Origin of the sequence: Paenibacillus lignilyticus (genome assembly GCF_017942085.1) — a bacterium.
GTDB lineage: Bacteria > Bacillota > Bacilli > Paenibacillales > Paenibacillaceae > Paenibacillus_Z > Paenibacillus_Z lignilyticus.
In genome coordinates this window covers 186907-212345 of record NZ_JAGKSP010000012.1, presented here as the reverse complement: position 1 = coordinate 212345, position 25439 = coordinate 186907, and the positions used below count along the sequence as shown (strand labels likewise).

23 protein-coding genes are annotated in these 25439 nt (G+C 51.6%); 17 read left to right on the top strand and 6 right to left on the bottom strand.

Going from position 1 to position 25439, the window contains the following annotated elements; genetic code table 11:
- Positions 1-11 precede the first annotated feature (11 nt).
- The 13 genes from I8J30_RS34310 (at position 12) to yunB (ending at position 16325) form a co-directional block, all read left to right on the top strand.
- Positions 12-158 (top strand): S-layer homology domain-containing protein, encoded by a 147-nt coding sequence (locus I8J30_RS34310; RefSeq protein ID WP_420831253.1) that lies wholly within the window; start codon positions 12-14, stop codon positions 156-158.
- An 879-nt stretch (positions 159-1037) separates the two neighbouring features.
- Entirely contained in the window at positions 1038-2810 is a 1773-nt protein-coding gene (locus I8J30_RS24135) for an ABC transporter substrate-binding protein (RefSeq protein WP_210662480.1), read from the top strand.
- An 83-nt stretch (positions 2811-2893) separates the two neighbouring features.
- On the top strand, positions 2894-3865 hold the full coding sequence (locus I8J30_RS24130) for an ABC transporter permease (protein ID WP_091212472.1): 972 nt from the start codon (positions 2894-2896) through the stop codon (positions 3863-3865).
- Positions 3862-4824 carry an ABC transporter permease gene (locus I8J30_RS24125; RefSeq protein WP_210662478.1) on the top strand — a complete coding sequence of 321 codons (963 nt, stop codon included), beginning with the start codon at positions 3862-3864 and terminating at the stop codon, positions 4822-4824. Before I8J30_RS24130 ends, I8J30_RS24125 begins: the two co-directional genes overlap by 4 nt.
- On the top strand, positions 4791-5849 hold the full coding sequence (locus tag I8J30_RS24120; protein WP_210662476.1) for an ABC transporter ATP-binding protein: 1059 nt from the start codon (positions 4791-4793) through the stop codon (positions 5847-5849). The genes I8J30_RS24125 and I8J30_RS24120 overlap by 34 nt, the downstream gene beginning before the upstream one ends.
- The gene (locus tag I8J30_RS24115; RefSeq protein ID WP_210662473.1) at positions 5846-6823 is read left to right on the top strand and encodes an ABC transporter ATP-binding protein; all 978 of its coding nucleotides are present in this window, start codon (positions 5846-5848) and stop codon (positions 6821-6823) included. The genes I8J30_RS24120 and I8J30_RS24115 overlap by 4 nt, the downstream gene beginning before the upstream one ends.
- A gap of 973 nt (positions 6824-7796) precedes the next feature.
- The gene (locus tag I8J30_RS24110; protein ID WP_240548327.1) at positions 7797-9314 is read left to right on the top strand and encodes a spore germination protein; all 1518 of its coding nucleotides are present in this window, start codon (positions 7797-7799) and stop codon (positions 9312-9314) included.
- Positions 9311-10408 (top strand): GerAB/ArcD/ProY family transporter, encoded by a 1098-nt coding sequence (locus tag I8J30_RS24105; RefSeq protein WP_210662469.1) that lies wholly within the window; start codon positions 9311-9313, stop codon positions 10406-10408. The genes I8J30_RS24110 and I8J30_RS24105 overlap by 4 nt, the downstream gene beginning before the upstream one ends.
- Positions 10398-11585 (top strand): Ger(x)C family spore germination protein, encoded by a 1188-nt coding sequence (locus I8J30_RS24100; protein WP_210662467.1) that lies wholly within the window; start codon positions 10398-10400, stop codon positions 11583-11585. The genes I8J30_RS24105 and I8J30_RS24100 overlap by 11 nt, the downstream gene beginning before the upstream one ends.
- An 11-nt stretch (positions 11586-11596) precedes the next feature.
- Positions 11597-11842 (top strand): hypothetical protein, encoded by a 246-nt coding sequence (locus I8J30_RS24095; RefSeq protein WP_210662465.1) that lies wholly within the window; start codon positions 11597-11599, stop codon positions 11840-11842.
- Complete coding sequence (locus I8J30_RS24090; protein ID WP_210662463.1) at positions 11788-12948, top strand: GerAB/ArcD/ProY family transporter; 1161 nt, start codon at positions 11788-11790, stop codon at positions 12946-12948. Before I8J30_RS24095 ends, I8J30_RS24090 begins: the two co-directional genes overlap by 55 nt.
- 129 nt (positions 12949-13077) lie before the next feature.
- On the top strand, positions 13078-15393 hold the full coding sequence (locus tag I8J30_RS24085; protein WP_210662461.1) for an ATP-dependent helicase: 2316 nt from the start codon (positions 13078-13080) through the stop codon (positions 15391-15393).
- 80 nt (positions 15394-15473) lie between these two features.
- Positions 15474-16325, top strand: coding sequence for a sporulation protein YunB (gene yunB / locus I8J30_RS24080; RefSeq protein ID WP_210662459.1), 852 nt, complete (start codon positions 15474-15476; stop codon positions 16323-16325).
- 49 nt (positions 16326-16374) lie between these two features.
- Here yunB and I8J30_RS24075 read toward each other — a convergent pair whose 3' ends face one another.
- Entirely contained in the window at positions 16375-17349 is a 975-nt protein-coding gene (locus tag I8J30_RS24075) for a M23 family metallopeptidase (RefSeq protein WP_240548326.1), read from the bottom strand.
- A 220-nt stretch (positions 17350-17569) separates the two neighbouring features.
- On the opposite strand from I8J30_RS24075, the gene lipA reads away from it, so the two are divergent.
- A complete protein-coding gene (lipA, locus tag I8J30_RS24070) occupies positions 17570-18466 on the top strand; it encodes a lipoyl synthase (RefSeq protein ID WP_210662457.1) in 897 nt (298 codons plus the stop codon).
- Between the two features lie 19 nt (positions 18467-18485).
- Complete coding sequence (locus I8J30_RS24065; RefSeq protein ID WP_210662455.1) at positions 18486-19340, top strand: YutD family protein; 855 nt, start codon at positions 18486-18488, stop codon at positions 19338-19340.
- A 269-nt stretch (positions 19341-19609) separates the two neighbouring features.
- Here I8J30_RS24065 and I8J30_RS24060 read toward each other — a convergent pair whose 3' ends face one another.
- From I8J30_RS24060 to ylbJ, 3 genes are all read right to left on the bottom strand, one after another.
- On the bottom strand, positions 19610-21349 hold the full coding sequence (locus I8J30_RS24060) for an ABC transporter ATP-binding protein (protein ID WP_210662453.1): 1740 nt from the start codon (positions 21347-21349) through the stop codon (positions 19610-19612).
- Positions 21350-22147, bottom strand: coding sequence for an NAD kinase (locus tag I8J30_RS24055; protein WP_210662451.1), 798 nt, complete (start codon positions 22145-22147; stop codon positions 21350-21352).
- 65 nt (positions 22148-22212) lie between these two features.
- Complete coding sequence (ylbJ, locus tag I8J30_RS24050) at positions 22213-23232, bottom strand: sporulation integral membrane protein YlbJ (RefSeq protein WP_240548343.1); 1020 nt, start codon at positions 23230-23232, stop codon at positions 22213-22215.
- 562 nt (positions 23233-23794) lie between these two features.
- Here ylbJ and I8J30_RS24045 point away from each other — a divergent pair.
- On the top strand, positions 23795-24175 hold the full coding sequence (locus tag I8J30_RS24045) for a globin domain-containing protein (protein WP_091220043.1): 381 nt from the start codon (positions 23795-23797) through the stop codon (positions 24173-24175).
- 20 nt (positions 24176-24195) lie between these two features.
- The gene (locus tag I8J30_RS24040; RefSeq protein WP_210662449.1) at positions 24196-24897 is read left to right on the top strand and encodes a DUF2225 domain-containing protein; all 702 of its coding nucleotides are present in this window, start codon (positions 24196-24198) and stop codon (positions 24895-24897) included.
- Positions 24898-24960: 63 nt separating this feature from the next.
- Here the strand turns inward: I8J30_RS24040 and I8J30_RS24035 are convergent, their stop codons facing one another.
- Entirely contained in the window at positions 24961-25197 is a 237-nt protein-coding gene (locus I8J30_RS24035; protein WP_210662447.1) for a hypothetical protein, read from the bottom strand.
- The gene (locus I8J30_RS24030; RefSeq protein WP_091212512.1) at positions 25194-25367 is read right to left on the bottom strand and encodes a YycC family protein; all 174 of its coding nucleotides are present in this window, start codon (positions 25365-25367) and stop codon (positions 25194-25196) included. Before I8J30_RS24030 ends, I8J30_RS24035 begins: the two co-directional genes overlap by 4 nt.
- Positions 25368-25439: the final 72 nt, after the last annotated feature.

Genomic DNA, 25439 nt, shown 5'->3' with positions numbered 1-25439 from the left:
ATCAAGGCGCAATCTCGGCTTACGCGCAAGAAGCTGTGCTTGCCGTGCAAGAGGCAGGCTTGATGAACGGTCTTGGCAATGGCAGCTTCGCCCCTAAAGGCGAGACTACCAGAGCTCAAGCGGCTGTAACGATTTACCGCGTAATGAATTCCTTGTAAGGAAGAAGAGAACCGCCAATACGTGAACGGACGTATTGGCGGTTTGTTTTTTTGGACAGACAATGCATGCAACTGTCATCAAAACAAGTCATATGTAATATTTCTTCACATTTTACGTTAAATTCATGATATTTTTCGAAGAAATAGCAATTGTGCATAAATATTCATAGCGTTGTAACTCGGTCCTATAAACTGCGTACATCAAACGCAGCCCGCTCATACTCGTATTCCGCGCGGTCTATTTCGGGAGGCTTTTCATTTGGCCTGAAGAAATTTAATAATTCCTGTAACTGGAAACTATAAATTAAAAAAACTAGTAAAACCAATGGTTTCGAAACCTATAAGAAATACTATTCACCCAACTGCTTTAATGAAGTAATCGGTAAACGCGGTGAAGAATATTGTCATTTTGAGGCGACGCGGCAACGCGTTGAAGCAAATTGATGCCGTTGCATAAAGATACATGCGGCCTACTTTAAGCCTATTTTTCGAAAATAGCCCGAAGCAACCGCACCGTCCAATTCCCCCAACTCATGACATGTTTAAATCTTGTAAATGCAAGGCTTTGGTAGATTGGAATGTTAAAAACGCTTTCTTTTATGCTGAAATTCCCCCAATATACTGTAAATGTCAAATCGATTACAATGATTTCGAAGTCAAGCAGCCTAACTGCAGCATCAAATACTAGCGTTCGAAAGGAGTCATTTAATAGGGGATTTGGTCGTTTGAAGGCGCACTTGGTAAAGAAGTTCTAAAGATTTCAGAAAAGGCTATGAATCTCGCAAAAAAGTTTTGAGAAAATTCTAATAGTTTGGTATATTTCAACAAAAGTCAATTTATGTAATCATTTTGTTGAGATCATGGGGAGGAATGAACAAGATGAGGAAGGTATCGAATTGGTTTTCCTGTTTGTCTGTCATCGCTCTTGTTGGAGTAATGTTGGCGGGTTGCAGCGGTAATAACAATGCAAACAACGCCAATACAACAACGAACAACAAACCTGCTAACACAACTGAAGCAACGAACACTACCACAAACACCGACACTACGACTGAAACACCCGCGACTCCTGATCCGAACACGCCTGTAGACGGCGGAACCATGACGATTGGCACATTCTCCGATATCGTCTCTGTAAACCCTATTTATATCAATGACACTTCTTCCGGCGATATTGAAACCTTGATCAACGCCAAGTTATACGACGTAGACCGCAATGCCAACCTGGTAGTTGAGCCTTGGTCGATTGCTGCCGAGCTTCCAGTGATCAGCGCAGACGGCAAATCATATACAGTCAAAATCAAAAGCACGGCAAAATGGAACGACGGTCAGCCGCTTACTGCAGACGACGTTCTCTTCACCTTCAACACGGTTAAAAACCCTGATGCCGGCGCACCTGGTATCAGCACAGTAGACAAAATCGATACCATCACTAAAGTCGATGATACGACGATTGAATTCAAACTGAAGCAAGTGTATGCACCATTCCAATACACGCTTGCCAGCTCCTTGGTCCCTTCCCACATCTTGAAGGATGTACCGGTTAAAGAACTGAGCAAGAACGCATACGGCGTAGATCCTGCGAAAACCGTTACAAGCGGTCCATGGAAATTTACAGAGTGGAAACAAGGCCAATACATTACGCTGGAAGCGAACCCGAACTACTGGGGTGAGAAGAAGCCGCACTTGGCTAAGATCATCTACAAAATTTACGCTGACCAAAACACGGAAGTTCAAGCCCTGATCAAAGGCGACATTCAAATGTCTCCAGCGATTCCGGTTACCCAAATCGATGCGATTAAGGCGAAAGAGAATCTGAACGTGATTCTTGCTCCGGGTCCTCAATACGAATACGTACAATTCAACTTCAAGGACGAGAACTTCCCTGATAAATATTCACCGTTCAAAGGTCAAAAAACACGTCAAGCCATTGCTACTGCACTGAACCGTCAAGGTATGGTCGACAATGTTCTTAAAGGCACTGGTAAGCTGATGAACTCGCCATTCCTGCCAGGTTCATGGGCAGATCCTGGTGACCAAGCCGTTAACTACGCTTATGACGCTGAGAAAGCAAAAGCTCTTCTGGCTGAAGACGGCTGGGTAGCGGGCAAAGACGGCATCCTTGTGAAAGACGGACACCGCTTCTCCTTCGAACTGCAATACAACGCCGGCAACAGCCGCCGTGAGCAAGTTGCCGCAATCATTCAGCAGAACCTGAAGGATGTTGGCATCGAAGTAACACCTAAAGGCATTGACTTTGCAACGTGGATCGACCAGAACATCACGCCTGGTAAGTTCCCTGCCATTCTGCTTTCATGGTCCTTGTCTAACCCGGATCCGGATGCAGAGAGCATCTTCTCTTCGAAATATTACCCGCCAACCGGCCAAAACGGCGGCTGGTATAAGAACGAAGCAATCGACGCTTTGTGGACGAAAGGTCAACTGACTACAGATCAAACAGAGCGCGCAAATGTGTACCATGAAATCGGCAAACAAATCTCGGTTGACCTTCCTTATGTATTCTTGTACCAATACGGACTTCCGCAAGTCGTAGACTCCACGAAGATCCACTGGGCTGAAGAAGACAAACCGGAATCTGCCCTCGGCTACGGCTACTTGTACCATGCAATCAACTGGTGGGCAACAGAATAGGTTCGACAATCATACTGCATAACTGAACAAGGGAAGGGCCAACAGGCCCTTCTCTTGTGTTCAGTAAAAGGAGGGGCGCTGGAATGACTGAATATATGATACGCCGAACACTGCAATCCGTCCTTGTACTTTTTTTAATTTCGATTCTTACGTTCCTCATGATTCACGCCGCACCCGGCGGACCTACGAAGATATTTTTAGCCCCCGGCTTATCGCCGGAAGCTGGAGCGATACAAGCCCATAACTTGGGGCTCGACCGTCCCATCTTTGTACAATATACGATTTGGCTAGGCAATTTGCTTACGGGCGATCTCGGCTATACGTTTAAGAATCATATTCCGGTCGGCGACATTCTATGGCCAACCGTGCAAAACACAATGGTATTAATGGGCGCTGCATGGCTCTTCTCGCTCTTGATCGCAATTCCTTGGGGGATTTATAACAGTACAGCCGAATATGGACTTTCCGACCAGACGGCCAACTTCGTTTCCTATGTTGGATTCGCGATGCCGACGTTCTGGTTTGGCATTATATTGCAGGAGTATTTCTCGCTCAAGCTTGATCTGCTGCCTTTATCGGATATGTATACCATGGGCAAAGAGGGCAACCTCGGCGACCTGTTCCTGCACTTGATTCTTCCGGTATCCGTGCTGACGCTCGGATTTCTGGCTGCGTACACGAAGTATTCGCGCGCAAGTATGCTGGAGGTACTGAACCAGGATTATATTCGTACCGCTCGCGCGAAAGGGTTGAAAGAGGGAAGGGTTATTTTTCGCCATGCCCTGCGCAATGCACTGATTCCGATCATTACGATTCTGGGTCTCGATCTGCCGATTCTGGTAGGCGGAGCCGCTCTAACAGAGCGTGTGTTCAACTGGCCGGGAATGGGACGCTTATTCGTAGATATGGCTGTAGCAAGGGAATACTCCGTGCTGATGTCCATCACGCTGATCGTATCCGTTATCGTCGTCGTCGGCAATTTGATTGCCGATATCTTATACGCCGTTGTCGATCCTAGGGTGCAATTAGGCTCTAAAGGAGGCGCGGCATCATGAGTAACGCAGTTCTTGAGAAGAAGTCAGCATCCGGCACCCAAGCGGCCCTGGACAAACGTCCGGACGGACCGTGGAAGACCGCATGGAAGAAGTTTCGCACCAATCCCTTTGCCATTACCGGTCTTGTGATCCTTTCCATATTTGTAATTGCAGCGATTGGAGCAAATTGGTTCTCGCCTTATGATCCTACGCGGATCGATATGATGTTTCCGAATTTGCCGGCAGGGACGGACGGTCATCTGCTTGGCACCGACGAGCTGGGCCGGGATATTTTCTCCAGACTGCTGCATAGCTCGCAAATCTCGCTTACCGTTGGTTTCTCCGTTGCTTTTGTATCCGTATTTATCGGTACGCTTGTCGGCGCGTTTGCCGGTTACTTCGGAGGCTGGGTGGATACGATCGCGATGCGTTTCGTTGACGTTATGAACTCGATTCCGACGTTGTTCCTGAACATTTTGATCCTGGCTATATTTGGCTCGAAGATTAGTTACATGATTCTGATTCTTGCTTTGACGAGCTGGATGGGCGTAGCCAGGCTTGTCCGCGGCACGTACTTGCAGCTTCGCGAAATGCAGTATGTAGAGGCAGCTAAGGCTACGGGCGTTTCTGACCTTGGCATCATTTTCAGACACCTGCTTCGCAATGCTTCGGCACCGATCATCGTTACGGCGACACTCATGGTAGGCGGAGCGATTCTGAGTGAATCGGCCCTTTCCTACCTTGGACTTGGCGTTCAGACGCCGAATACAAGCTGGGGACTGATGCTGAGCAACGCGCAGGAATTTATGCTGACAGACCCGATTCAAGCGATTTATCCGGGGCTATGTATCTTGCTTGTCGTGCTGGCGGTTAACTTTATCGGAGATGGCATTCGCGATGGCTTGGATCCTAGGAAGACAACGATACCTCGAAGGAGGCTGGACAGATGGCGGAAAAAATTCTCCAAATCCGGAATTTAACAACTGGCTTTCTGTCTGATAGAGGTTTAGCCAAGGCGACGGATCGTGTTTCGTTCGATTTGGAAAAAGGGAAAACGCTATGCGTCGTCGGCGAGTCCGGCAGCGGCAAAAGCGTTACGGCAATGTCCGTCATGCGTCTCATCGATTATGCAGGCGGCTTGATTGTAGATGGCGAAGTGCTGTTTAACGGTCAAGATCTGGTGAAGAAGAAACAATCCGACATGCTCAAAATCCGCGGCAATTTGATTACGATGATCTTCCAAGATCCGATGTCTGCACTCAATCCGGTCTTTACGGTCGGTGACCAGATATCAGAAGCGCTGCGTATTCATAAAGGCTTGAAGAAGAAGGAAGCTTGGAGGCAAAGCATCGAGATGCTGCGCCGCGTCGGCATTCCCGCTCCGGAAATTCGCGCCAAGCAGTATCCGTATGAGATGTCCGGAGGCATGTGCCAGCGTGTCGTCATTGCGATGGCGCTCGCCTGCAACCCGGAGCTGCTGATTGCGGATGAGCCGACAACGGCGCTGGACGTAACGGTTCAGGCGCAAATTCTGGACCTGCTGCTCCAGTTGAAGAAAGAGTTCAACATGTCGATGCTGCTGATTACCCATGATATGGGCGTAGCAGCTGAGGTGGCAGACCGCATTGCGGTCATGTACGCGGGAACCGTAGTGGAAGAAGGAACGGTGAAGGAGATTTTCGATGGGCCTCGTCATCCGTATACGATTGGGCTGCTTAAATCCATTCCGGGCTTAGAAGGGGAACGGGGCGGTGATCTGTATACGATCAAAGGCTCGATTCCGCCGATCAGCCAGCTGCCGGAGGGTTGTCGTTTCCACCCGCGCTGTCCGTATGCCATGGATATTTGCCGTCATAAGGAGCCGGTGATGCAGACTTCACCATCGGGGCATAAGGCTGCATGCTGGCTGGATGATCATGATGGAGCAGATCCAAGGCCAGGCGCATTCAGCAGCCAAGAACTGAAAGTGACGATTAAGAGCAAGCTGGAGGTGGCACATTCATGAGCGGCCAATATTTGATCGAAGCCTCCAATGTGAAGAAATATTTCCCGATTAAGAGCGGCTTGCTGAACCGTGTCGTAGGACAGGTTAAGGCGATTGACGACGTTTCTTTCGGCATCCGGGCGGGAGAAACATTCGGTCTTGTAGGCGAGTCCGGCTGCGGCAAGTCTACGCTTGCCCGCGTATTGCTGAATTTGAAGCAGGCAACAGCCGGAGAAATTAAGTTCGAGGGCCGAAACATTCAAGAGGTAGGATCCGGCGAGCTTCGCAAGCTTCGGGAAGAGATGCAAATTATATTCCAGGATCCGTTCGGTTCTTTGAACCCGCGGTTTCTCGTTCGCGATCTGATCGGCGAGCCGCTCAAGGTTCACCGCAGAATGACGGCTAAGGAGATCGATGACCGCGTCGTGGAATTGATGGAGCTGGTCGGCCTGGATGCTTCGCGCCGCAATCGTTATCCGCATGAGTTCTCCGGCGGTCAGCGGCAGCGGATCGGCATTGCCCGGGCAATAGCGCTTAATCCCAAATTCATCGTGGCTGATGAAGCGGTATCGGCGCTGGACGTTTCGGTTCAGTCGCAGGTGCTCAATCTGATGGTGAAGCTGCAGAAAGAACTGGGGCTGACTTATCTGTTCATTGCGCACGGCCTTAACGTCGTTCGGCATATTTCCGATCGCGTAGGGGTCATGTACTTGGGCAAAATGGTCGAGGTTGGTCCAACCGAGGAGTTGTTCGCGAAACCGCTGCACCCTTATACTTCCGTGCTGCTGTCAGCCATTCCGCAGCCGACAACGGAGCGGAAGAAGGATCGCATCATACTGGAAGGGGATGTTCCGTCTCCGGCCAATCCGCCTTCCGGCTGCCGCTTCCACCCGCGCTGTCCGTTCGCGCAGGATCGTTGCAAGACAGAGGAGCCGAAGCTGCGCGTCATCATTGATGAACGGCAGGCAGCGTGTCACTATCCGTTGCAGAGCTAGATTATATAGAAGAAGCTGCCCCACAAGTGTAGGTGTACACTTTTGGGGCAGCTTTTTTTGTGCGTTATGGATGGGTGCCCAGCGAGATTGGATTCGGCGTACGTGTTGCCAATTCGAAGAGCGGTAATGGTTACCGCACATGTGCAGGCAATGGTGGTTTTGAGCGAAAGAGAGGTAATAGTTACCGCACATGAGCGGGCAATGGTGGTTTTGAGCGAAAGGGAGGTAATAGTTACCGCACAAGGGTGGGAAAGTAGTTCACCAAGGGATCTACATCGGCGGGGATTTGGGGAAACGATAGAAAGTAGCTCACCTAGGGATCTACATTAGTGGGGAATCGGGGGAATGGTTGAAAGTAGCTCACCTAGGGATCTACATCGGCGGGGATTCGGGGGAATGGTTGAAAGTAGCTCACCTAGGGATCTACATCGGCGGGGATTCGGGGGAGTGATAGAAAGTAGCTCACCTAGGGATCTACATCAACGAGGATACGGGGAAATGGTAGAAAGTAGCTCACCTAGGAATCTACATCGGCGGGCAATCGGGGGAATGGTACAAAGTAGCTCACCTGGGGATCTACATCAACGAGGATACGGGGAAATGGTAGAAAGTAGTTCACCTAGGGATCTACATCGACGGGGATTCGGGGAAATGGTAGCAAGTAGCTCACCTAGGAATCTACATCGGCGGGGATTCGGGGAAATGGTACAAAGTAGCTCACCTAGGGATCTACATCGGCGGGGATTCGGGGAAATGGTAGAAAGTAGCTCAACTAGGGATCTATATCAACGAGGATTCGGGGAAATGGTAGAAAGCAGCTCACGAAGTGATCTACATCGGCGAAAATTTCGAGGATTGCGGGAAAGGTTGCGCGCCTTCCAAAGTGGGGGCGTTGTCTCTGTTTTCACGCCCTTGCGTTTATCACAGGTGCTTTATGGAAAAAATTAACGTATTACTTACAAGGAGCCTGCCTATGGATGCACCCAAACAGTCACAACCGTTTTCCACCGTGCTGGCTGATAATAATCGAATGCTGCATGATATTTACACGGATTGCAAAGATGTGATGTTCCGTGAATTTTCAATCGGGGATACCACGGATGCATTTGTTGTATATATAGATGGTTTAGTCAATGTAGAGCTGCTGGATCAGCATGTCATCAGGCCTTTGCTGGAGCTGCCGGCTGAGGCATCCGGTGACATTACGTCGGAGCGGCTTGCTTCTATTCTGACGCTCTCTCTAGTGCTGGAGCACGATGCATTGGAAGATGCGATCGCATGTTTATCCAATGGTTGCGGGCTGCTCGTCATTGATGGCATGAAACAGGGCATTTCAATTGGCCTTGCCAAGTGGGAGAAGCGCTCCATCGAGGAGCCGGGAGCGGAAGCGGTCGTCCGCGGACCAAGGGAAGGGTTCACCGAGACCATTAGCGTCAACACGGCGATGATTCGCCGTAAAATCAAAACGCCTTCGCTCAAAATGGTTCCTTACTATCTCGGACGCCATACCCGCACGGAAGTGCTCATCTCGTTCATCGATGGCATCGCAGAGCCGTCATTGATCGAAGAGGTGCGCGAGCGTATCGAGAGTATCGATATTGACGGCATACTGGAGAGCGGCTATATCGAAGGATTGATTGAAGACAATCCCTTCTCGCCATTTCCGCAAATCCAAGTGACAGAACGGCCGGATGTGGTTAGCGCCTCCTTGTTGGAGGGTCGAGTCGCCATTCTCGTAGACGGTACCCCTTTCGTGCTGATTGCGCCTGCAACGCTGTTCACGATGCTGCAATCGCCGGAGGACTACTATCAGCGTTTCTTGATCGGTACGTTTATCCGGTGGCTGCGCTACCTGTTCTTTATCATTACGCTCATTCTGCCGTCCCTCTATGTGGCGATTATGACGTTCCACCAAGAGATGGTTCCCACCTCATTGCTGCTCAGCATCGCGAAATCCAGGGAGGACATCCCCTTTCCGGCGCTCGTGGAGGCCTTGCTCATGGAGATATCCTTCGAAGCGCTCCGCGAAGCGGGCGTACGCCTGCCAAGGCAAGTCGGCGCCGCCGTCAGTATCGTAGGCGCGCTGGTAATCGGACAAGCAGCGACTTCGGCCGGACTGGTATCCGCACCAATGGTCATGGTGGTTGCCATTACGGGTATCGCCTCATTCATGATGCCGCAGTACAGCAGCGGGATCGCGATTCGTATGCTGCGTTTTCCCATCATGGTGTTATCCGGCATGCTGGGGCTGCTCGGACTCATGCTCGGCGTCATTGTGGTCGTTATCCATCTGTGTTCCCTTCGCTCCGTTGGGATTCCATATCTGCAGCCGCTGGCGCCAATGAAAGGCAGCGAGCTGAAGGATGTGCTGGTGCGTGCACCGATTTGGATGATGCGCACGAGACCTTATCTATCGAAGAAAGCGCCGAACAAGACGAGAGTGGCGGATGGCCAGAAGCCGGGTCCGCCCCAAGGGAATGAGTCGCCATGATGGAGAAAGGCCGTATTTCGCCGCTGCAGCTCGCTTTTCTCATGCATCCCTATATTCTGGCTACGTTAGTATTAAGCGCGCCTTCCATATCCATGGTCACGGCGGGCCGCGATATGTGGGCAACTCCGATCCTTGCAGGATTACCCGCTTGCATGATTATCGGTGTTATGGTCGCTCTGCATCTCAGGTACCCGAACAAAACCTTTATCGAATATATCGAAACGATTCTGGGGCGTTACCTCGGCAAAAGCTTAGCGCTGATCTATGTGGTATCGATTATTTACACCAACGCGATGGTGCTTCGCCAATATGGCGAATTCATTGCCACGACTTTTCTCATTCAGACGCCGATGATCGTGATCGTCATTTGTTTGATGATCGTTTGTGCCTATGCCCTGTATATGGGGCTCGAAGCGTGGGCTCGTGCAGCTCAGCTGCTCATTCCGATCGCGCTCATCATTATCCTTGCGATGCTAATTATTATGATCCCGGATATGAAATGGAAGGAAATGTACCCGGTTATGGAGTACGGACCGCTCCCCCTGCTCAGAGGCTCGATTCTTCCTGCTTCTTGGTTTTCGCAGTACTTCATCATCTCGATGTTCCTGCCTTACCTGACTAAGAATAAAGGCAAGGCGCTCAAATGGTCGTTGATCAGCGTGGCATCCGTCACCATGACGTTGGTATTGATCAACGTTTCCATATTGTTCATGTTCGGTAACTTGAGCAAAGCGTTCAACTATCCGTTTCTCGTCGCAGTTCGCTATATTTCGTTATCGGACTTCCTGGAACATATCGAATCGTTGCTGATGGCCACTTGGTTGATAGGAATCTTCATTAAGGTGACCGTTAATTTCTATGGGACGGTCCTGTGGACCGCCCAGTTCCTGAAGCTGCCGAATTATCGTACGATCATTGCGCCTATTGGGTTATTGGTTATCCTCGTCAGTATATGGTGTGCACCTAACTATCAAATGCTGCGCCAAGTCTTGGGTACCAGCGTGCCAGTCTACACCTTTCTCTTTCAACTGTTCGTTCCTGCATTGCTGCTCCTAATCGCGATTCTCAAGGGGAGGAATAGTCATGAAAGCTAAGTGGCGTTCTCGTATTCTCCTGCTAGCCTTGTGCCTATGCTGGCTGCTTATGCTCTCGGGTTGCTGGGACCGTATCGAAATCAACGATCTTGCGCTGATAACGGGAGCTGCAATCGATAGGACAAGCAGCAACGAAGTCGATTTGTCCTTGCAAATTTATGTGCCCAGAGCAGCGGGAGGAGGCGGATCGGGCATGGGAGATAAAGGGGGGAGCGGATCTTCCAACACATTCGTGCTTACATCATCCGGGGTGAATATTGCCGATGCCTTATCCCATGTGCAGGACAAGCTTTCGAGGAAGCTGTTCTGGGGACATGCCGAAGTCATCATCTTTGGCGAGGAAGCGGCGAAACTTGGCATCCGCGACGATGTGGATTATCTCATGCGAGCCCCTCAGCCCAGAGAACGTGCCTATATTTATGTCTGCCGTAACAAGGCGCGGAGCGTCTTGGCATTCCAGTCTACCTTGGAGCGAGATACATCGGAGGTATTGCGGGAGCTTGCGAAGAGCAAAACCACCATGAGCTTTACGCTGGCCGAGGTCTCCGAAATGCTGACAGAGAAGGCCGATGCCTTTGCATTGCCATGGCTAAGGGAGCTAAAGCCGCCTAATTCAGCTAACATCGGGTCGGCCCGCTATCAGAATGGAACGGCGATCTTCAAAAACGGCCGTATGGTCGGCATTGTTGACGAGCAAACGACGAGAGGCCTTCTGTGGCTTCGGAATGAAATCGAATATGGGGTCGTAACGGTCGTTCCGAAAGGAGAAGAAGGGACCCTATCCGTGCAAATGCTGAGAAGCCAAACCAAGCTCATCCCGCATATAAGCGACGGAAAGTGGAGTATGACGGTACGTATTCATTCGGAGAACGATACCCTGCAGAATACGACCAGCATCAATTTGGCTTCCAGCGAAGCAGGCGTCAAGAAGGTGGAGCTTGCGCTTGAGCAGGACATGAAGAAGCAGATCAGAAATGCGCTTAAACGAATTCAATTGGGCATGCAGGCAGATGTATTTGACTTTGCAGGGGAATTTCACCGGGCTTATCCGAAAATATGGCAGGAAACGGAGAATGACTGGGATGAGCAATTTCCGAAGGTGGAGGTTAAGATTGAGCCGGATGCCGTCTTGCTGCGCCCGGGATTGTCTAATGTAACAGCAAGAACCAGCGATTAGGAGCAGAGATTATGACTTGGAAATCCATTCCCGCTTTATTGACATGCAGTTTAATTGTATCCATCTTCCAGTGGTATTGGGTACGCAATGCTCCGAGAAAAGAGCGGATCGCTTATTTTTCTTTATTGGCGATCGGCTTTGGTCTTGGTGCGCTGCTGTATGTCTACCCTAGCCTTCCGGGTCCATCGGAGCTTTTGGAGCTATGGTTTGGACCTTTTGGCAGGCTGCTGATCGGCAGCGGACAGGGACAATCATGAAAGAGATGCGAATCGGCGGCAAGCAGCTGTTCTGGTTGATCGCGACCATGCAAGCAGGCATGACCATATTGCTGACCATTAACCCGGCTCTGGTAACCGCCAAGCAGGACGCATGGCTGTCGATGGTGATCGCAAGCGTCTTTGGCGTGTTTATTGCTTTTGTGAGCGCGCGGCTCAGTCAACTGTATCCCGGAAAGACCTTCGTGGAATATGTGCTGCTCATTGTCGGCAAATGGGCAGGCCATGTGCTCATCTTCCTGTACTTCCTGTACTGGTACAGTGTTCTGGCGATCATCTTACGCCAGTATGCGGAGTTTATTGCAGCCACGATATTGCCGAGAACACCCATGGTAGTTACGATTCTCGGCATGCTCTTTGTCGCGATCTATGTGGCGAGTGCCGGAATTGAAGTCATTGCGCGCTGCAGCGAGGTATTCGGCCCTTTTATCCTGCTTGGCATCTTCGTGCCGCTGATCTTGAGTTCCAAGGGTTTTAGTTGGAATCACATTCTCCCGGTTTATAGCGATACGGGAATCAAAACGATCATTCAAGGCTCACTCCCGACGACGACCTTTTTAGGCGATTGCATTATTCTCATTATGCTGTTTGCCTTCGTTTCGAAACCGAAATCGGGCACGAAGCCGGCCATGCTTGGCGTAGGGACGGCAGGCTTCCTGACGTGCGTCTCGACCTTTCTGCTGGTGGCGGTCATCGGTTATGGTGCAGGCGCGGGTCTGACCTATCCGTTCTTCAACTTAATCCGCTACATGACGTATTTTGATTTCCTTCAAAATCTGGACTCGCTTGTCGTCGCCATCTGGATCATAAGCGTGTTTCTTAAAGTCTCGCTTTATTTCTTCGTCAGCACGTATGGGACCGCCCAGTGGCTGGGCGTAAAGAAGTGGAAGCGGCTCATGTGGGGGGTAGCCCCTTTCGTCCTGCTGCTTGCTTTTATACCCCGAGATTTCATCGAAAGCTCGGTCTATTTTCCGCAGAAAATTGCCATTCCGTATCTGCTTCCGGTTCATTGCGTAGGTGTGCCGCTTCTGCTTTGGGGCATTGCTAAGCTGAGGTTAAGAGGCGGCAGCGCCGAAGGCAGAAAATAACTATTGCGGACAAGGGAGCAAACGGGGATACTTGTTCTATACAATCATAGACGGATCTACTTAGACTCCCTCCCGCAGCTGCGTCAGAGGGAATTTTAACGTTTATGGAATGGAAGGAACATTTCGGAAATGGCAACGACGGATTTTTTCGCAAGAAAGAAAGAGGAACTGGGCGTTCTGCTCAATGAGGTGCAGAAGCAGGCCGTTATGCACACCGAGGGTGCGCTGCTGCTGCTGGCATCGCCCGGTTCAGGGAAAACAACGACCATCATCATGCGAATCGGCTACCTAATTGAAGTGAAACGCGTCCATCCCTCGCGTATCAAGGCGGTTACGTTCAGTAAAGCCTCTGCGCAGGATATGAAAGACCGGTTTAGCCGGTTTTTCCCGGAGATGCCTTCAGGCAGTGTCGATTTCTCTACGATACATAGTCTCGCATTCGAAGTCATGCGGGAATATTTGCGCCGCTCGCATACTTCCTTTCAAATTATAGAAGGCGCAGTAGAGATAGAAGTCGGCGAAGGAGAGAATGAGCCAACCGGCGGTTCCGATGAGCATAATCCGCCTCTTCATAAGAAGCTGATCCTTCGTGATCTTTACCGAAAGGTTCGAGGCGATAACATAACGGAAGAGCAGATGGAAGAACTCACTACCTATATCAGTTTCATCAAGAACAAGCTGGTGCCCGAAGCCGAGTGGGCGAGCGTGAAATGCGATGTTCCGGATGCAGCCCTTCTGTTGAAGGAATACGAAGCGTTCAAACGTACGCGAAGCGACAAGCTGCTCGTCGACTATGATGATATGCTCGTTATCGCGAACCGCGCGCTGGAGCAGAGCAATGAGCTCCTCTGGAAGTACCAGAACAAGTTCGATTACGTACTGACGGACGAAAGCCAGGATACGTCCTTGGTGCAGCATGCCATTATCGAGAAGCTGGTGCGCAGGCATGGCTGTTTGTGCGTCGTTGCCGATGATGACCAGAGTATCTATACGTGGCGCGCGGCTGAACCGCAGTATTTGCTGGATTTTAAACAGGTATACCCGGATGCGGCGATACTCAAGATGGAGCAGAACTACCGTTCCTCGCGTAATATCGTGAGCATTGCGAACCGGTTCATCAAACGAAACCACAACCGCTATGATAAAAATATGTTTACCCGCAATCCCAGCAACCGGCCGATTCAAATTAAGAGTTTGGCCGATTATAAGGTGCAGGCTAAGTATGTGGCAGACAAGGTGGCGCTGATCGAGAATTTGCGAGAGACGGCCGTACTCTATCGGAACAACTCGTCTTCCATCTCGCTCATGAACGAATTCGATCGCAGAGGCATTCCGTTCTATATGAAGGACGGCGACAACCGTTTCTTCTCCCACTGGATTCTGGAGGACATCCTGAACTTCATGCGCATGGCGTATACGGACAAACGGCCGGATTTGCTGGAGAAGATTCATACGAAGCTGAACGGCTATATTACCAAAACGCAAATGGCGGCGCTCAGCCACATTCAGAACAATGAGTCCGTCTTCGACAACTTGATTCGTTTCGTGCCGCTGCAAGACTACCAGCCGAAACAGCTGCAGGATTGCAAGGATACGTTTGCTTCGCTGAAGGAGACGGCACCGCAATCGGCGATTCGAACGATCCGCTATAAGCTGGGATACGAGAAAGCGCTGGAGAAAATGTGCGAGCGTCTCGGTTTCCGCAAAGAGAATTTGATCGGCATCCTCAATACGCTAGAGGATATTGCAATTGGATTGGAGACGCTGGAGGATTTCGCGAATCGGCTCAAGTACCTGGAGGCGGTCATGAAGGCGTCCAAACGCAACAAGAGCGCCAATGCCGTTACCTTCTCCACGCTGCACAGCGCCAAGGGCTTGGAGTTTGAGCGTGTGTATATCATTGATCTGATTGACGGCATCCTTCCGTCTAACGATGATATGAAGAAGGTGGAAGGCGAAGTTTCGCCGGAAATGGAAGAAGCGGTTCGGCTGTTCTACGTCGGCATGACACGGGCGAAACAGCAGCTTGTGCTGCTGACTTACGGACAACGGGACGGGGAAGAGGTCCGGGAGTCCCAATTCTTGACGGCTGTTCGTTATCTTCAGACGCCTCCGGGCGCGGAACAGACTGCGGCTGCATCGGCGCAAGTGGCTGCATCGAGTGCCGGCGGGGGCGTTGTCGGACGGACAAGAGCCGGAGCAGCCCGTAAAACTTCCGGAACGGTGACGGTTACGAGCGGCTCCGCGCAGTTTGTGCCGCCGAATCCGAAGGCGCTGAAGAGCGTTTCATCCTTGAAGCCGGGTCAGCAGGTGAAGCACCGCGTGTTCGGCAGCGGGGAGCTGATCGCGGTTGGAGCGGAATTTATCGAGATCCGATTTACGACAGGCGTTCGTAAATTGTCGGTTGCCGCTTGTCTTGAAATGGGGTTGCTTGAGCTGCACTAGTTGTCTTCTTTTTTGGACGGTCTCCGCATAAGCTAGCTTGGAGTGGAGATGTGGAGACCGCCCACGAAGGAGGACGTCGCATGCGCAAATGGGGAAGACGGGGCTGGCGAAGCAGCGGCAGGCGGCGCCGTTCCCGATCCCAGTCGCCCAGGAAGAAGATAAGCAGACGCAAGCTGCTGATCTTCTTGATGCTGCTGTTTATTCTGTTCTTCGCGCAGACGTTTATCTTCATTGAGCGCAACTTACAAGGCCCGCTTATGACTGTCGCCACCGTACGCGTGAAGCAGGTGGCTACGCAATCGATCAACAAAGCGATTACGGAACAGGTTGCCGGGAACTCCAATGCGGATAAGCTGATCGATTGGAAGACGAACGCCAGCGGCAAAATTTCCGGCTTCATGCTCAACTACGCCGAGCATATGCGGATCACGTCCGAGACGATCGATACCGTGCAAACGACGCTGAACAAGATGGGCGATATCCCGGAGCGGATCCCTCTTGGCCAGGCGCTCGGGAGCGCGATTATCGCTTCTTTCGGTCCGCGCATTCCCGTGAAGTTTGAGCCGATCGGAGCGGTGAAGGTCGATCTGAATACGCGGCAGAAGGATGCCGGAATCAATATGATTTTGGTTGAAGTCTATATGCACATTGTGGCAGAGGTTTCGATCATTATCCCGTTTGATACAAAGCCGGAGCTCGTCGAAACCGAAATTCCGATTTCGTATCTGCTCGTCGTTGGCGACGTGCCGATGTACTATTACGATAATAAAGGCAATCCCGTCGGGGATTCTGCGCCGGGTGCGCCGAATATTTCATTGCCGATGGAACAAAGCGGAGACGGGGTATCCACGACAACGGAGACGCATGACGCGGAGGGGAACAGCGGCGGTAATGCTGATGTGCCGACGCTTGCGCCGACAGACGAACCCTAAACAAAGAGCGCTAATCAAGGCGTAGGCCTGTTTGATTAGCGCTCTTTGTTTACTTTCTGCGTAACCTGCGCCGTTCTTCTCGCTCCCACTGCCTCAGCATCGGATAAGGATCGAACGACCACTCCACTAACCCGCGGTCGCGGTATACGCCGTAATGCAGGTGCGGAGGGAATTTGCCTTGCGTTCCGGGCTTGCCATACCCCGAGCTGCCGACCCACCCTACAACTTGGCCGGGCTTTACGACGCTGCCGACGGCTAATGTCTTGTCATAGCCGGACAGATGCGCATAATAATGATAGTAATTATTGAGGTCACGGATGCCAAGACGCCAGCCTCCATAAGGGTTCCAGCCCTTTATCTCAATAATGCCGTAGCAGGTGCTGCGAACCGGAACACCATGATTTGCGAAAATATCGGTACCTTCATGAATCCGGTAGCCTCCCCAGCTGCGGCGGGTTCCCCAAGTTCCCTTGTAGGAATAATTAGTTCCGACCGGGACGGGAAAAGCATGCTCGAACAAATCCAGCTTGTCGTAAGTGGCATACAAACGAGCGAACTGGCGGATACGCTGAACCGCCCTGGTATTGTGGTAATACTGCCACAGACCGATGGAAAAATCATCCTCTTCTGTGCCGAATTGCATGAAATGATTGGCTACAGAATACAGTAAATCTGTGTCATTCGTGCGTATCGCACGCCCGTCACCATCCCCATCGACGCCAAGTCCGCTGAACCACCGAATTGAAGCGGGCGACTCATCCGACATGTCGGGATTGAGCGCGCCGGCCCAAGCGCTCTCGGTCATAAAGATTCCGATGTATTGGCCCAGCTGCTCTCTCGTCTTGGGGCGGGCTCTGGTCATGGTTCGCTCGTACTGGTCGACGGCAGCCAACCGGTACCAGGGAATACGGGTTACGATGCTAATTTCATCGTACAGCTCTCTTCGTTTGGCGAAAGCATCGTCTTTGGGCGCCGTGTCCTTCGCACCCGCGTAAGCAGCGGTGCCTTGCGGAAGCCCTGCCATCACCAACATCACCAAGAATAGGCGTATTACAAATGATCTCAGATGTATCAGCCTCCACACGCGCCAACTAACAAAACTTTCATTTTAGGTTTCGGTCGAATGTCTGAAATGGGTGCAATTGGTTTGAACTGCCCTGCTGTTATGATTTGCAAATCATTGGTTTTTATCCGAAACGTGCTATAATAAGACGCAGAGATTACAGAAAGCAGGTACACCTTCCATGAAGACTAAGCTCACCGAAAGAGCGCCGAAGCCGGATTGGCTTCGTATTAAATTAGCGACAGGCGGCAATTATGCCGAAATTAAAGAGATGATGCGCACCAAAACCTTGCATACTGTATGCGAGGAAGCGCGTTGTCCGAATATTTATGAATGTTGGGCGAATCGGACGGCCACGTTCATGATTCTGGGCGATATATGTACACGTGCATGCCGATTCTGCGCAGTGAAGACAGGCTTGCCGACCGAGCTCGATTTGCAAGAGCCGGAACGCGTAGCGGAAGCTGCCGAGCAGATGGGCTTGAAGCATTGCGTTGTCACTTCGGTTGCGCGCGATGATCTGGCTGACGGCGGCGCGATGATTTTCGTTGAGACGATCAAAGCCATTCGCAAACGTTTGCCGTTTTGCAGTGTAGAAGTGCTGATTCCGGATTTTATGGGCAATTGGGACGCGCTGCAGGCGGTTATGGATGCGAATCCGGATATTCTCAACCACAACATTGAAACCGTTGCCCGGCTTTCCAACCGCGTACGCGCGAAAGCGAAGTACGCTCGTTCGATGGAGCTGCTGAAGCGGGCCAAAGAAATGAAGCCGAATATTCCGACGAAATCCAGCATCATGCTTGGCGTCGGCGAGGAATGGGACGAAATTTTGCAGGCAATGGATGATCTGCGTGCGGTGGATTGCAACATATTGACCCTGGGCCAATACTTGCAGCCTTCACCGAACCACTTGCCGATCGAGCGATATGTGCATCCAGACGAATTCGCGAAGCTTAAAGAAGAAGGACTCAAACGCGGCTTTAGCCATGTGGAATCGGCACCGCTCGTACGCAGCTCGTATCACGCGCATGAGCAAGTGAAATCCGCAGCACAGGCCGAGCCTGCATCCCTGTGAGAAGGAGTGAGAAGCAGACTTGATCCATATCAGCGGCAGAACCTACGAATTAATACATGAGAACAGAAACGGCTGGAATTTCGAAGCCTTTCGAGAGCGATTCAGTGAAGTACTGGAACGATACGATTACGTAATCGGTGATTGGGGATATAATCAGCTTCGGCTCAAGGGATTCTTTCGGGATAATCATCCGAAGGTGACGCGCGAGAGCGCGTTCTCTTCGATGACGGATTATATTAATGAGTATTGTAATTTTGGATGCGCCTACTTCGTGTTGGAGAAGCAGGCGGGTGGTGCCAAATCCGTTGAAGACGGCGATATGAGCGAAGATCACGATGGCGAAGCTTACGAAACGGCTGACGGCGTGGAAGCTTATGTAACCGCATCCCGTGCCGTCGCTGCCGGTCAAGCCGCAGATGCTCCGGTTTCGGAGCACCAGCAGGTGAAGTTCATGCCGCGGCATGAGCGGGATCAACGCAGAGAGCAGCAGCGCAACAGCAACCGTAAGGATCCGGCGAAGGATCCGGAGAAGGAAACGCCTCGCGAGGGACGCAAACCTTTCAATAAGGACCGTGAGCACGGCAAGCCGGCTGCGCGGAACAATCAGAATGAACGTTCGGAGCGCGGCGAGCGTCATGAACGCGGCGAACGCAATGAACGTGGTGATCGTGGAGAACGCAGCGAGCGCAACAATGAGCGTTCTGATCGCGGCGGCGAGCAGCGTTCAGAGCGGAATGAACGTCCGGATCGGCCGGAACGGAATCGCAACAAACGCCCTCATTTTAACCAGAAGGCTCCCGTTGCGGCCGCATCGGAGAACCCTTCCCATCCGCCCCAAGGGCGTGGCGGCAAGGAACAGAGCCCTAAACATTAAATGAAAAGGCCAGTCTCAAAAGTGATTTCACTTTTGAGACTGGCCCTTTTTTGTTATGCGGGGCTCCCATGTAGATCTCCTGGCGCGCTACATGAGCTCGATTCGCAGAATTCGCACTTATGTAGATCTCCTGGTGTGCTACATGAGCTCGATGCGTCGAATTCGCTCCCATGTAGATCTCCTGGCGCGCTTTATGAGCCCGATTCGCAGAATTCGTTATAAATAATACCCTGCCCCCAATACATGGGCAGGGTATCTCCAATTAACAATTATAAATACTGCACATTATACAGCCGTGCGTAAGCCCCTCCGCTGCGCATCAGCTCGTCATGCCGGCCTTGCTCTACAATATGGCCGTGCTCGATGACGACGATGAGATCGGCATGCGTGATCGTCGAGAGCCGATGCGCCACGACCAGCGTTGTTCGGTTCTGCGAGAGCTCCGCGAGGGACTCCTGGATGGCGTGCTCGGACTCCAGGTCAAGCGCCGAGGTCGCCTCATCCAGCACGAGGATGGCGGGATCCTTCAGGAACACGCGGGCAATCGCGATCCGCTGCTTCTGACCGCCGGAGAGCTTGACGCCTCGCTCGCCGATTTCCGTGTCATAGCCTTTGGGCAGCGACATGATGAACTCATGCGCATTGGCTCGCCTTGCAGCGTCATAAATCTGCTCCTCCGTTCTATTCGGATTGCCAAGCAGGATATTCTCGCGTGCAGAGCCGCTGAACAAGATGTTATCCTGCAGCACCATCCCGATCTGCGAACGGAGGCTATGCTGGGTCACGCCGCGGATAGGCTGGCCGTTAATCGTTATTTCGCCCTCTTGCGTATCGTAGAAGCGAGCAAGCAAACTGACCAATGAGGATTTGCCGCCGCCGCTCATACCGACTAACGCGACGGTATGGCCTCTTGGAATGTGCAAGTTGATATTGCGCAGCACCCAGTCGCTTTCATTGTGATAACGGAACGATACATTGCGGAAATGAATATCTCCTTGCTCCGCGCGCAAAGGGACGGCGTCAGGCGCATCGGTGATTTCAGCCTGCTCGCCGAGCAGCTCCATGACACGCTCCAGCGATGCCGATGCTTGAGTGAGCTCGGTCGAGGAGTTGACGAGCCGGCGAAGCGGCGCGTACAGTCGATCGAGATAACCATAGAAGGCGACAAACTCGCCTAACGTAAGCGAGCCTTGCACAACGAAATAACCGCCGCAGGCCAGCACCAGGAGGGGAGCGATCTCGGTCAGCGTATTAATAATGGACTGCGTCAACGCATTCCACCGCGTTAAGGCGAAGGCGCGCTCCAGAAACGTTTGATTCCGATTGCCGAATTGCTGTTGTTCGTAGGACTCCAAAGTAAAGCTTTTCACCACGGGAATGCCGTTCACATGCTCATTGAGATAACCCTGCATCTCAGCCATCGCTTGGGATCTCGAACGGGAATAACCTCGCAGCCGTTTGTACAGCTTCTTCACCGCATAGCCGTAGAAAGGCAGAATGGCAATAGCCACAAATGTCAGCGCGACGTTCATATTAAACATGATGACGAGCGCAATGACAAGCGTGAACATATCGAGCCAAACGTTCATCAGACCCGTCTCGACGAGCGACTTGGTCTGCTCGGCGTCGTTCATCATTCGCGAGATAATCTCGCCGGATTTGCGGTTCTGGTAGAACCGGATGGACAACCGCTGCAAGTGTGCGTAGAGCTTGTTCCGCAAGTCAAAAAGCACGCGGCTCGTCGTTAGCTGCGCGAAATATTGACGGTAATATTCGACCGGATACCGGACTACGACGAAGAGCAGGAAAGCAAGTCCCACCGCCTTAAACAGCTTTGAGGTTTTGTCATCAACCGAGAGATCGGCAAGCAGCACATCGTCGACGACATATTTGAGAAACAAAGGAAGCGTCAGCGGAATCGCGAATTTAATGATGCCAATCGCCAGCGTAATCGCAATCAGCCAGCGATAAGGTTTAACGATTTGGAGATAGGCGCGAAAATGGTTCATCTATTTCACGTCGTAACCAAGAAACGCTTCGCGCACCCGGTTCCAGAACGGGAATGGACGGTAGCGTGCGAAGCTAACCTTGCGTGAAGCCACGCTGCACCGAATGGTGCGGATATCGTCCCGTTTAATGATAAGCTGGTCAACCGTCAGCTGCAGCCGCTGATCCTTGCGTGGAATGATGTCGCAGTGATGATGCTGCGGCAGAACGAGCGAAGACCCCAGCGTTCGGTAAACCCGGTTATTAATGGATGCAATTTCGGCCAGCTGCAGCGATTCGATCGACGGATGAATGATCGCGCCGCCCAGGCTTTTGTTATATGCCGTGCTTCCCGATGGCGTCGAGACGACAATGCCGTCACCACGGAACATTTCAAACATCTCATCATTAACGTTTATTTGAGCGACCAGCATATTGTCGAGGCCTTTAAGTGTAAATTCGTTCAGCGCCGTATGCGTCACTTTGCCTGCGTCTGTGTCCAGCTCAATCTGGGCAAGCGGGTAGCGTACGATGCGCGGTTCGCTTTCCGCCATCATGCGGACCAGCTCTTCCAATTCGTCGGCTTTCCAATCGGCGAAGAATCCGAGATGACCGGTATGTATGCCTATAAAAGCAAGGTCATCGATTCTGTCCACATACGTGTGGAATGCCTTCAAGAGCGTTCCGTCGCCGCCGATGGAGATGACCATTTCCGGACTCTCGTCATTGCGTATTAATCCTCGTGCTGCTGCAAGCTCATGAAAACGAGTGACAAGCTCTTTCGATAACTTATCGCCTCTGTCAATTACGACATAATTCAAATATAGGCGCCCCTTCCGCGCAGTTAATACTTGAATCATAGCGGATATCTGTGGCGAATTCAATGTTAAAGCGCCGGACCGAGCGCACCCCAAAGCAGATAGATTAAGCAGGTGGCGATACAGCCATGCAAGAATCGAGCGATCAGAAAAGGCTTGTAGCGCAGATCGGTATGGCTGAGAAGACTGGCGATTTGAGCATGAACGGACAAGCCGCCCCAAGATAGGATGAATGCGGCGATAGCCGCTTGGTGGACAAGGCCGCTGCTGACCGCTTCGCCTGCGGAACGTGCGCCGAGCGTAACCTCGAAGATGCCGTTCACTACGGCGTCGGAGAGAGCAGGCGGAACATGAATCAGGCTGAGCAAGGACTGAACGCCTTGTGCCAATACATGGATACCCCCGGCCTGCCGAAGCAGTTCCATCATGACGGAGAAGACAACTACCAGGCCGCCGACTACGATCATGAGCCGCAGCGCAGCCTGTATGGCGTCTTGAAGGAGAACGCCGAAATTGCGCCCATCCATTAAGCGGGCGAAGTGCATCGCGTGTATAGCCTCGGAGAGGCGGCTTTTTCGCTTGCCCGGCGCGCTGTTGGTGCCCTTTCCTTCCGTAGCGTGGCGTGTCGACTCTGCCTTGCGGTCATGAAATCGCATCAGCAGCCCGATGATGAGACCGCCGCCATAATGGGCCGCGGCCAGAACCGGCGCCAGCGCGACATTGTGGAAGAAGCCCACGGAAACGGCGCCGATGAGGAAAATAGGGTCTGAGGTTGTCGTAAACGCCACGAGCCGCTCGCCCTCCGACCGGTTTATAAGCTTTTGTTCCCAGAGCTGGGCCGTAAGTCTTGCCCCTACGGGATAACCGGATGCATACCCCATCGTCACGACGAAACCGCCTATACCGGGTATACGGAAGAGCGGTCGCATGAGCGGATCCAATATTTTGCCGAAGAAATGTACGATACCGAGTCCAAGCAGCAGCTCTGAAATAACGAAGAAGGGAAATAGGGCCGGGAACAGCACTTCCCACCAGATGGAGAGCCCCCGAATGGAAGCACCCAGCGCCTCGGCGGGGAAGCCAATCATCAGCAGAACGAGCAGAACAGCCGACCAAGCCGGTATGATAGACGGGCGAAGCAAGTAACGAACGACATGCACGAGGAGGCCCTCCTTGAAATCGTAAAATGCCTACTACTACTGCTATATGTGGGGGAGAGGACAAACATCACTTGTCCGAAAAAATGCTTGGTGTTTAGGGGATGTAACGGAGGGGTAAACGTGCTGTAATAGGGTTGTAATCTGGTAAAAAAAGTTTAGAAAACGCTTGCAAAACAATATGTTATTTTTATTCTGGGTATGCTACAATTGTCTTACATCAATCGAACGCCATGGGGTGATGACTAATGAGTATAATTGCTGGCATCCTCGTCTGTGCATTCATTTACGTCATCCGTGAGTCCTTGATGGCTCCCGGAGAAGAGGATTACGAAAGCTGATTTATCCCGACTCTTATTCGTACCAACTACTACTGCCGTAATGCCCTCTTCCTAGAGGGCATTTTTTTGTATGCCTATAGATTCATGTTTTATGTTAAAATAATTTAAAGAGTATGCTACAAAAGACCTAAAAATCGGAGTGAGTTATGACGATGAATAACTATAGTACTATATATGAGGCTGTTGGAGGAGTTGCCGGTATTAAAGGCATCGTCGAATCCTTCTATCCTAAGGTTCTGAAGAATCCATTGATTGGCCCTTTATTTCCACCGAATATTCAACCTGTCATGGAGAAACAAACGATGTTTCTGACGCAGTTCTTCGGCGGTCCTTCTTTGTATTCGGATGAATATGGACATCCCATGATGCGGGCAAGGCATTTGCCGTTTCCCATAACGCCGGAACGCGCGGAGGCTTGGCTTGGCTGCATGCGGGAAGCCCTTGCCGAAACGGACCTGCCTGCCGAGCTGCAGGAAGTTATGCTTGACCGTTTATCTGGACCGGCTCATCACTTTATTAATCAACAACCATAACCATAGGGAGACGTGACGAAATGGATCCACTCTATTTAACATCAATAACTTGCATTTGCTGTGAGTCCACCTACAAGACGTCACGTGTACGCCCGAGCTTTAAGAAACCATCCGGCCGGGATACCGATTTCTGCTCCCATTACAAGACGGAATTTAATCCTGATTTCTACGTCGTACGCGTATGTCCGAAATGCGGGTTCTCTGCTACGGAGAGCGGCAAGACGGCAATGACGACAGCTCAGAAACATCTCTACCAAGAGACGCTGGGAAGCCGCTGGAGTTATCGCGATTACGGCGGCACGCGCACGAAGGAGCAGGCGCTGGAATGCTACAAGCTTGCGCTTATCTGCGCCGGCATTATTGACGAGAAGGAGCGCGTCATAGCGGGTATCCTTCATCATATCGCATGGCTGTATCGGTATGAGAATTTGAAGGAGCAGGAGCTGCGCTTCCTACGCCACGCACTGGATGCCTACGTCGCCGTTTTTGAAACGGAGAGCGGGTCGCTCAACAATGCGAAGCTGATGTATTTGATCGGGGAGCTGAATCGCCGCATCGGTGAGCCGAATGCAGCGGTTAAGTGGTTCTCGCGGGTCGTTAATGACAAGCGGATTGAGGATGCTTCCATGATCCGGGCATGCCGCGATCAATGGCAGCTGCTTCGCGAGCAGCAGCAGTTTGGCGATAATTATGAGGATGAGCCTGCCGCGATGAACGCGTAAGGATATAATAAAGCCGTCCGAGCTTCGTGCTCGGGCGGCTTTTTGGTGTTCGCGGAAATGAAATTAAGCGTGGCGCAGCGCCGTGTCCGTCAGGAGATAGTCCTGGTCTGCATCGATCACCGTTACCCGGTTATGGCAGCAAGGGAAGACGAGAAGCTTCTTCTTGCCTGTGCGAATATCGCCAAGCTCTTTGGGTCTGAGGGGCAGCAGGATATTGTCTTTCTTGCAGAACGGGCAGCTCGGCACATACACGTCTTTCATAATGATGTCATAAGGCCAGGCACGCTCAAAAGGAATCACGGCGTGGAATCTCCTTTATCCTCTGTGTCGTTTGCGGCATTCTTCGCAAGCTCGGCAATCTTTTGCAGCAAAATATGTTTTGGCATATGCATCAAATGCTCCAGCGGAACATTCAATTCCTTCGCCAGCTTTACCGCGGTTTCCGCTGAGAGCTGTAAGGGTTGAGACATCGTAAACACTCCTTATCGTTGGGGCTTGTCTGCATATGCAGCGCCCAGATCTGCATAGGATGGTAAATGGGA

Coding starts and splice junctions, on each gene's coding strand:
- I8J30_RS24135 (WP_210662480.1), top strand. CDS start 1,038: ATGAGGAAGGTATCGAATTGGTTTTCCTGTTTGTCTGTCATCGCTCTT.
- I8J30_RS24130 (WP_091212472.1), top strand. CDS start 2,894: ATGACTGAATATATGATACGCCGAACACTGCAATCCGTCCTTGTACTT.
- I8J30_RS24125 (WP_210662478.1), top strand. CDS start 3,862: ATGAGTAACGCAGTTCTTGAGAAGAAGTCAGCATCCGGCACCCAAGCG.
- I8J30_RS24120 (WP_210662476.1), top strand. CDS start 4,791: ATGGCGGAAAAAATTCTCCAAATCCGGAATTTAACAACTGGCTTTCTG.
- I8J30_RS24115 (WP_210662473.1), top strand. CDS start 5,846: ATGAGCGGCCAATATTTGATCGAAGCCTCCAATGTGAAGAAATATTTC.
- I8J30_RS24110 (WP_240548327.1), top strand. CDS start 7,797: ATGGATGCACCCAAACAGTCACAACCGTTTTCCACCGTGCTGGCTGAT.
- I8J30_RS24105 (WP_210662469.1), top strand. CDS start 9,311: ATGATGGAGAAAGGCCGTATTTCGCCGCTGCAGCTCGCTTTTCTCATG.
- I8J30_RS24100 (WP_210662467.1), top strand. CDS start 10,398: ATGAAAGCTAAGTGGCGTTCTCGTATTCTCCTGCTAGCCTTGTGCCTA.
- I8J30_RS24095 (WP_210662465.1), top strand. CDS start 11,597: ATGACTTGGAAATCCATTCCCGCTTTATTGACATGCAGTTTAATTGTA.
- I8J30_RS24090 (WP_210662463.1), top strand. CDS start 11,788: ATGGTTTGGACCTTTTGGCAGGCTGCTGATCGGCAGCGGACAGGGACA.
- I8J30_RS24085 (WP_210662461.1), top strand. CDS start 13,078: ATGGCAACGACGGATTTTTTCGCAAGAAAGAAAGAGGAACTGGGCGTT.
- yunB (WP_210662459.1), top strand. CDS start 15,474: ATGCGCAAATGGGGAAGACGGGGCTGGCGAAGCAGCGGCAGGCGGCGC.
- I8J30_RS24075 (WP_240548326.1), bottom strand. CDS start 17,349: ATGGCAGGGCTTCCGCAAGGCACCGCTGCTTACGCGGGTGCGAAGGAC.
- lipA (WP_210662457.1), top strand. CDS start 17,570: ATGAAGACTAAGCTCACCGAAAGAGCGCCGAAGCCGGATTGGCTTCGT.
- I8J30_RS24060 (WP_210662453.1), bottom strand. CDS start 21,349: ATGAACCATTTTCGCGCCTATCTCCAAATCGTTAAACCTTATCGCTGG.
- ylbJ (WP_240548343.1), bottom strand. CDS start 23,232: ATGATTGGCTTCCCCGCCGAGGCGCTGGGTGCTTCCATTCGGGGGCTC.
- I8J30_RS24045 (WP_091220043.1), top strand. CDS start 23,795: ATGAATAACTATAGTACTATATATGAGGCTGTTGGAGGAGTTGCCGGT.
- I8J30_RS24040 (WP_210662449.1), top strand. CDS start 24,196: ATGGATCCACTCTATTTAACATCAATAACTTGCATTTGCTGTGAGTCC.
- I8J30_RS24030 (WP_091212512.1), bottom strand. CDS start 25,367: ATGTCTCAACCCTTACAGCTCTCAGCGGAAACCGCGGTAAAGCTGGCG.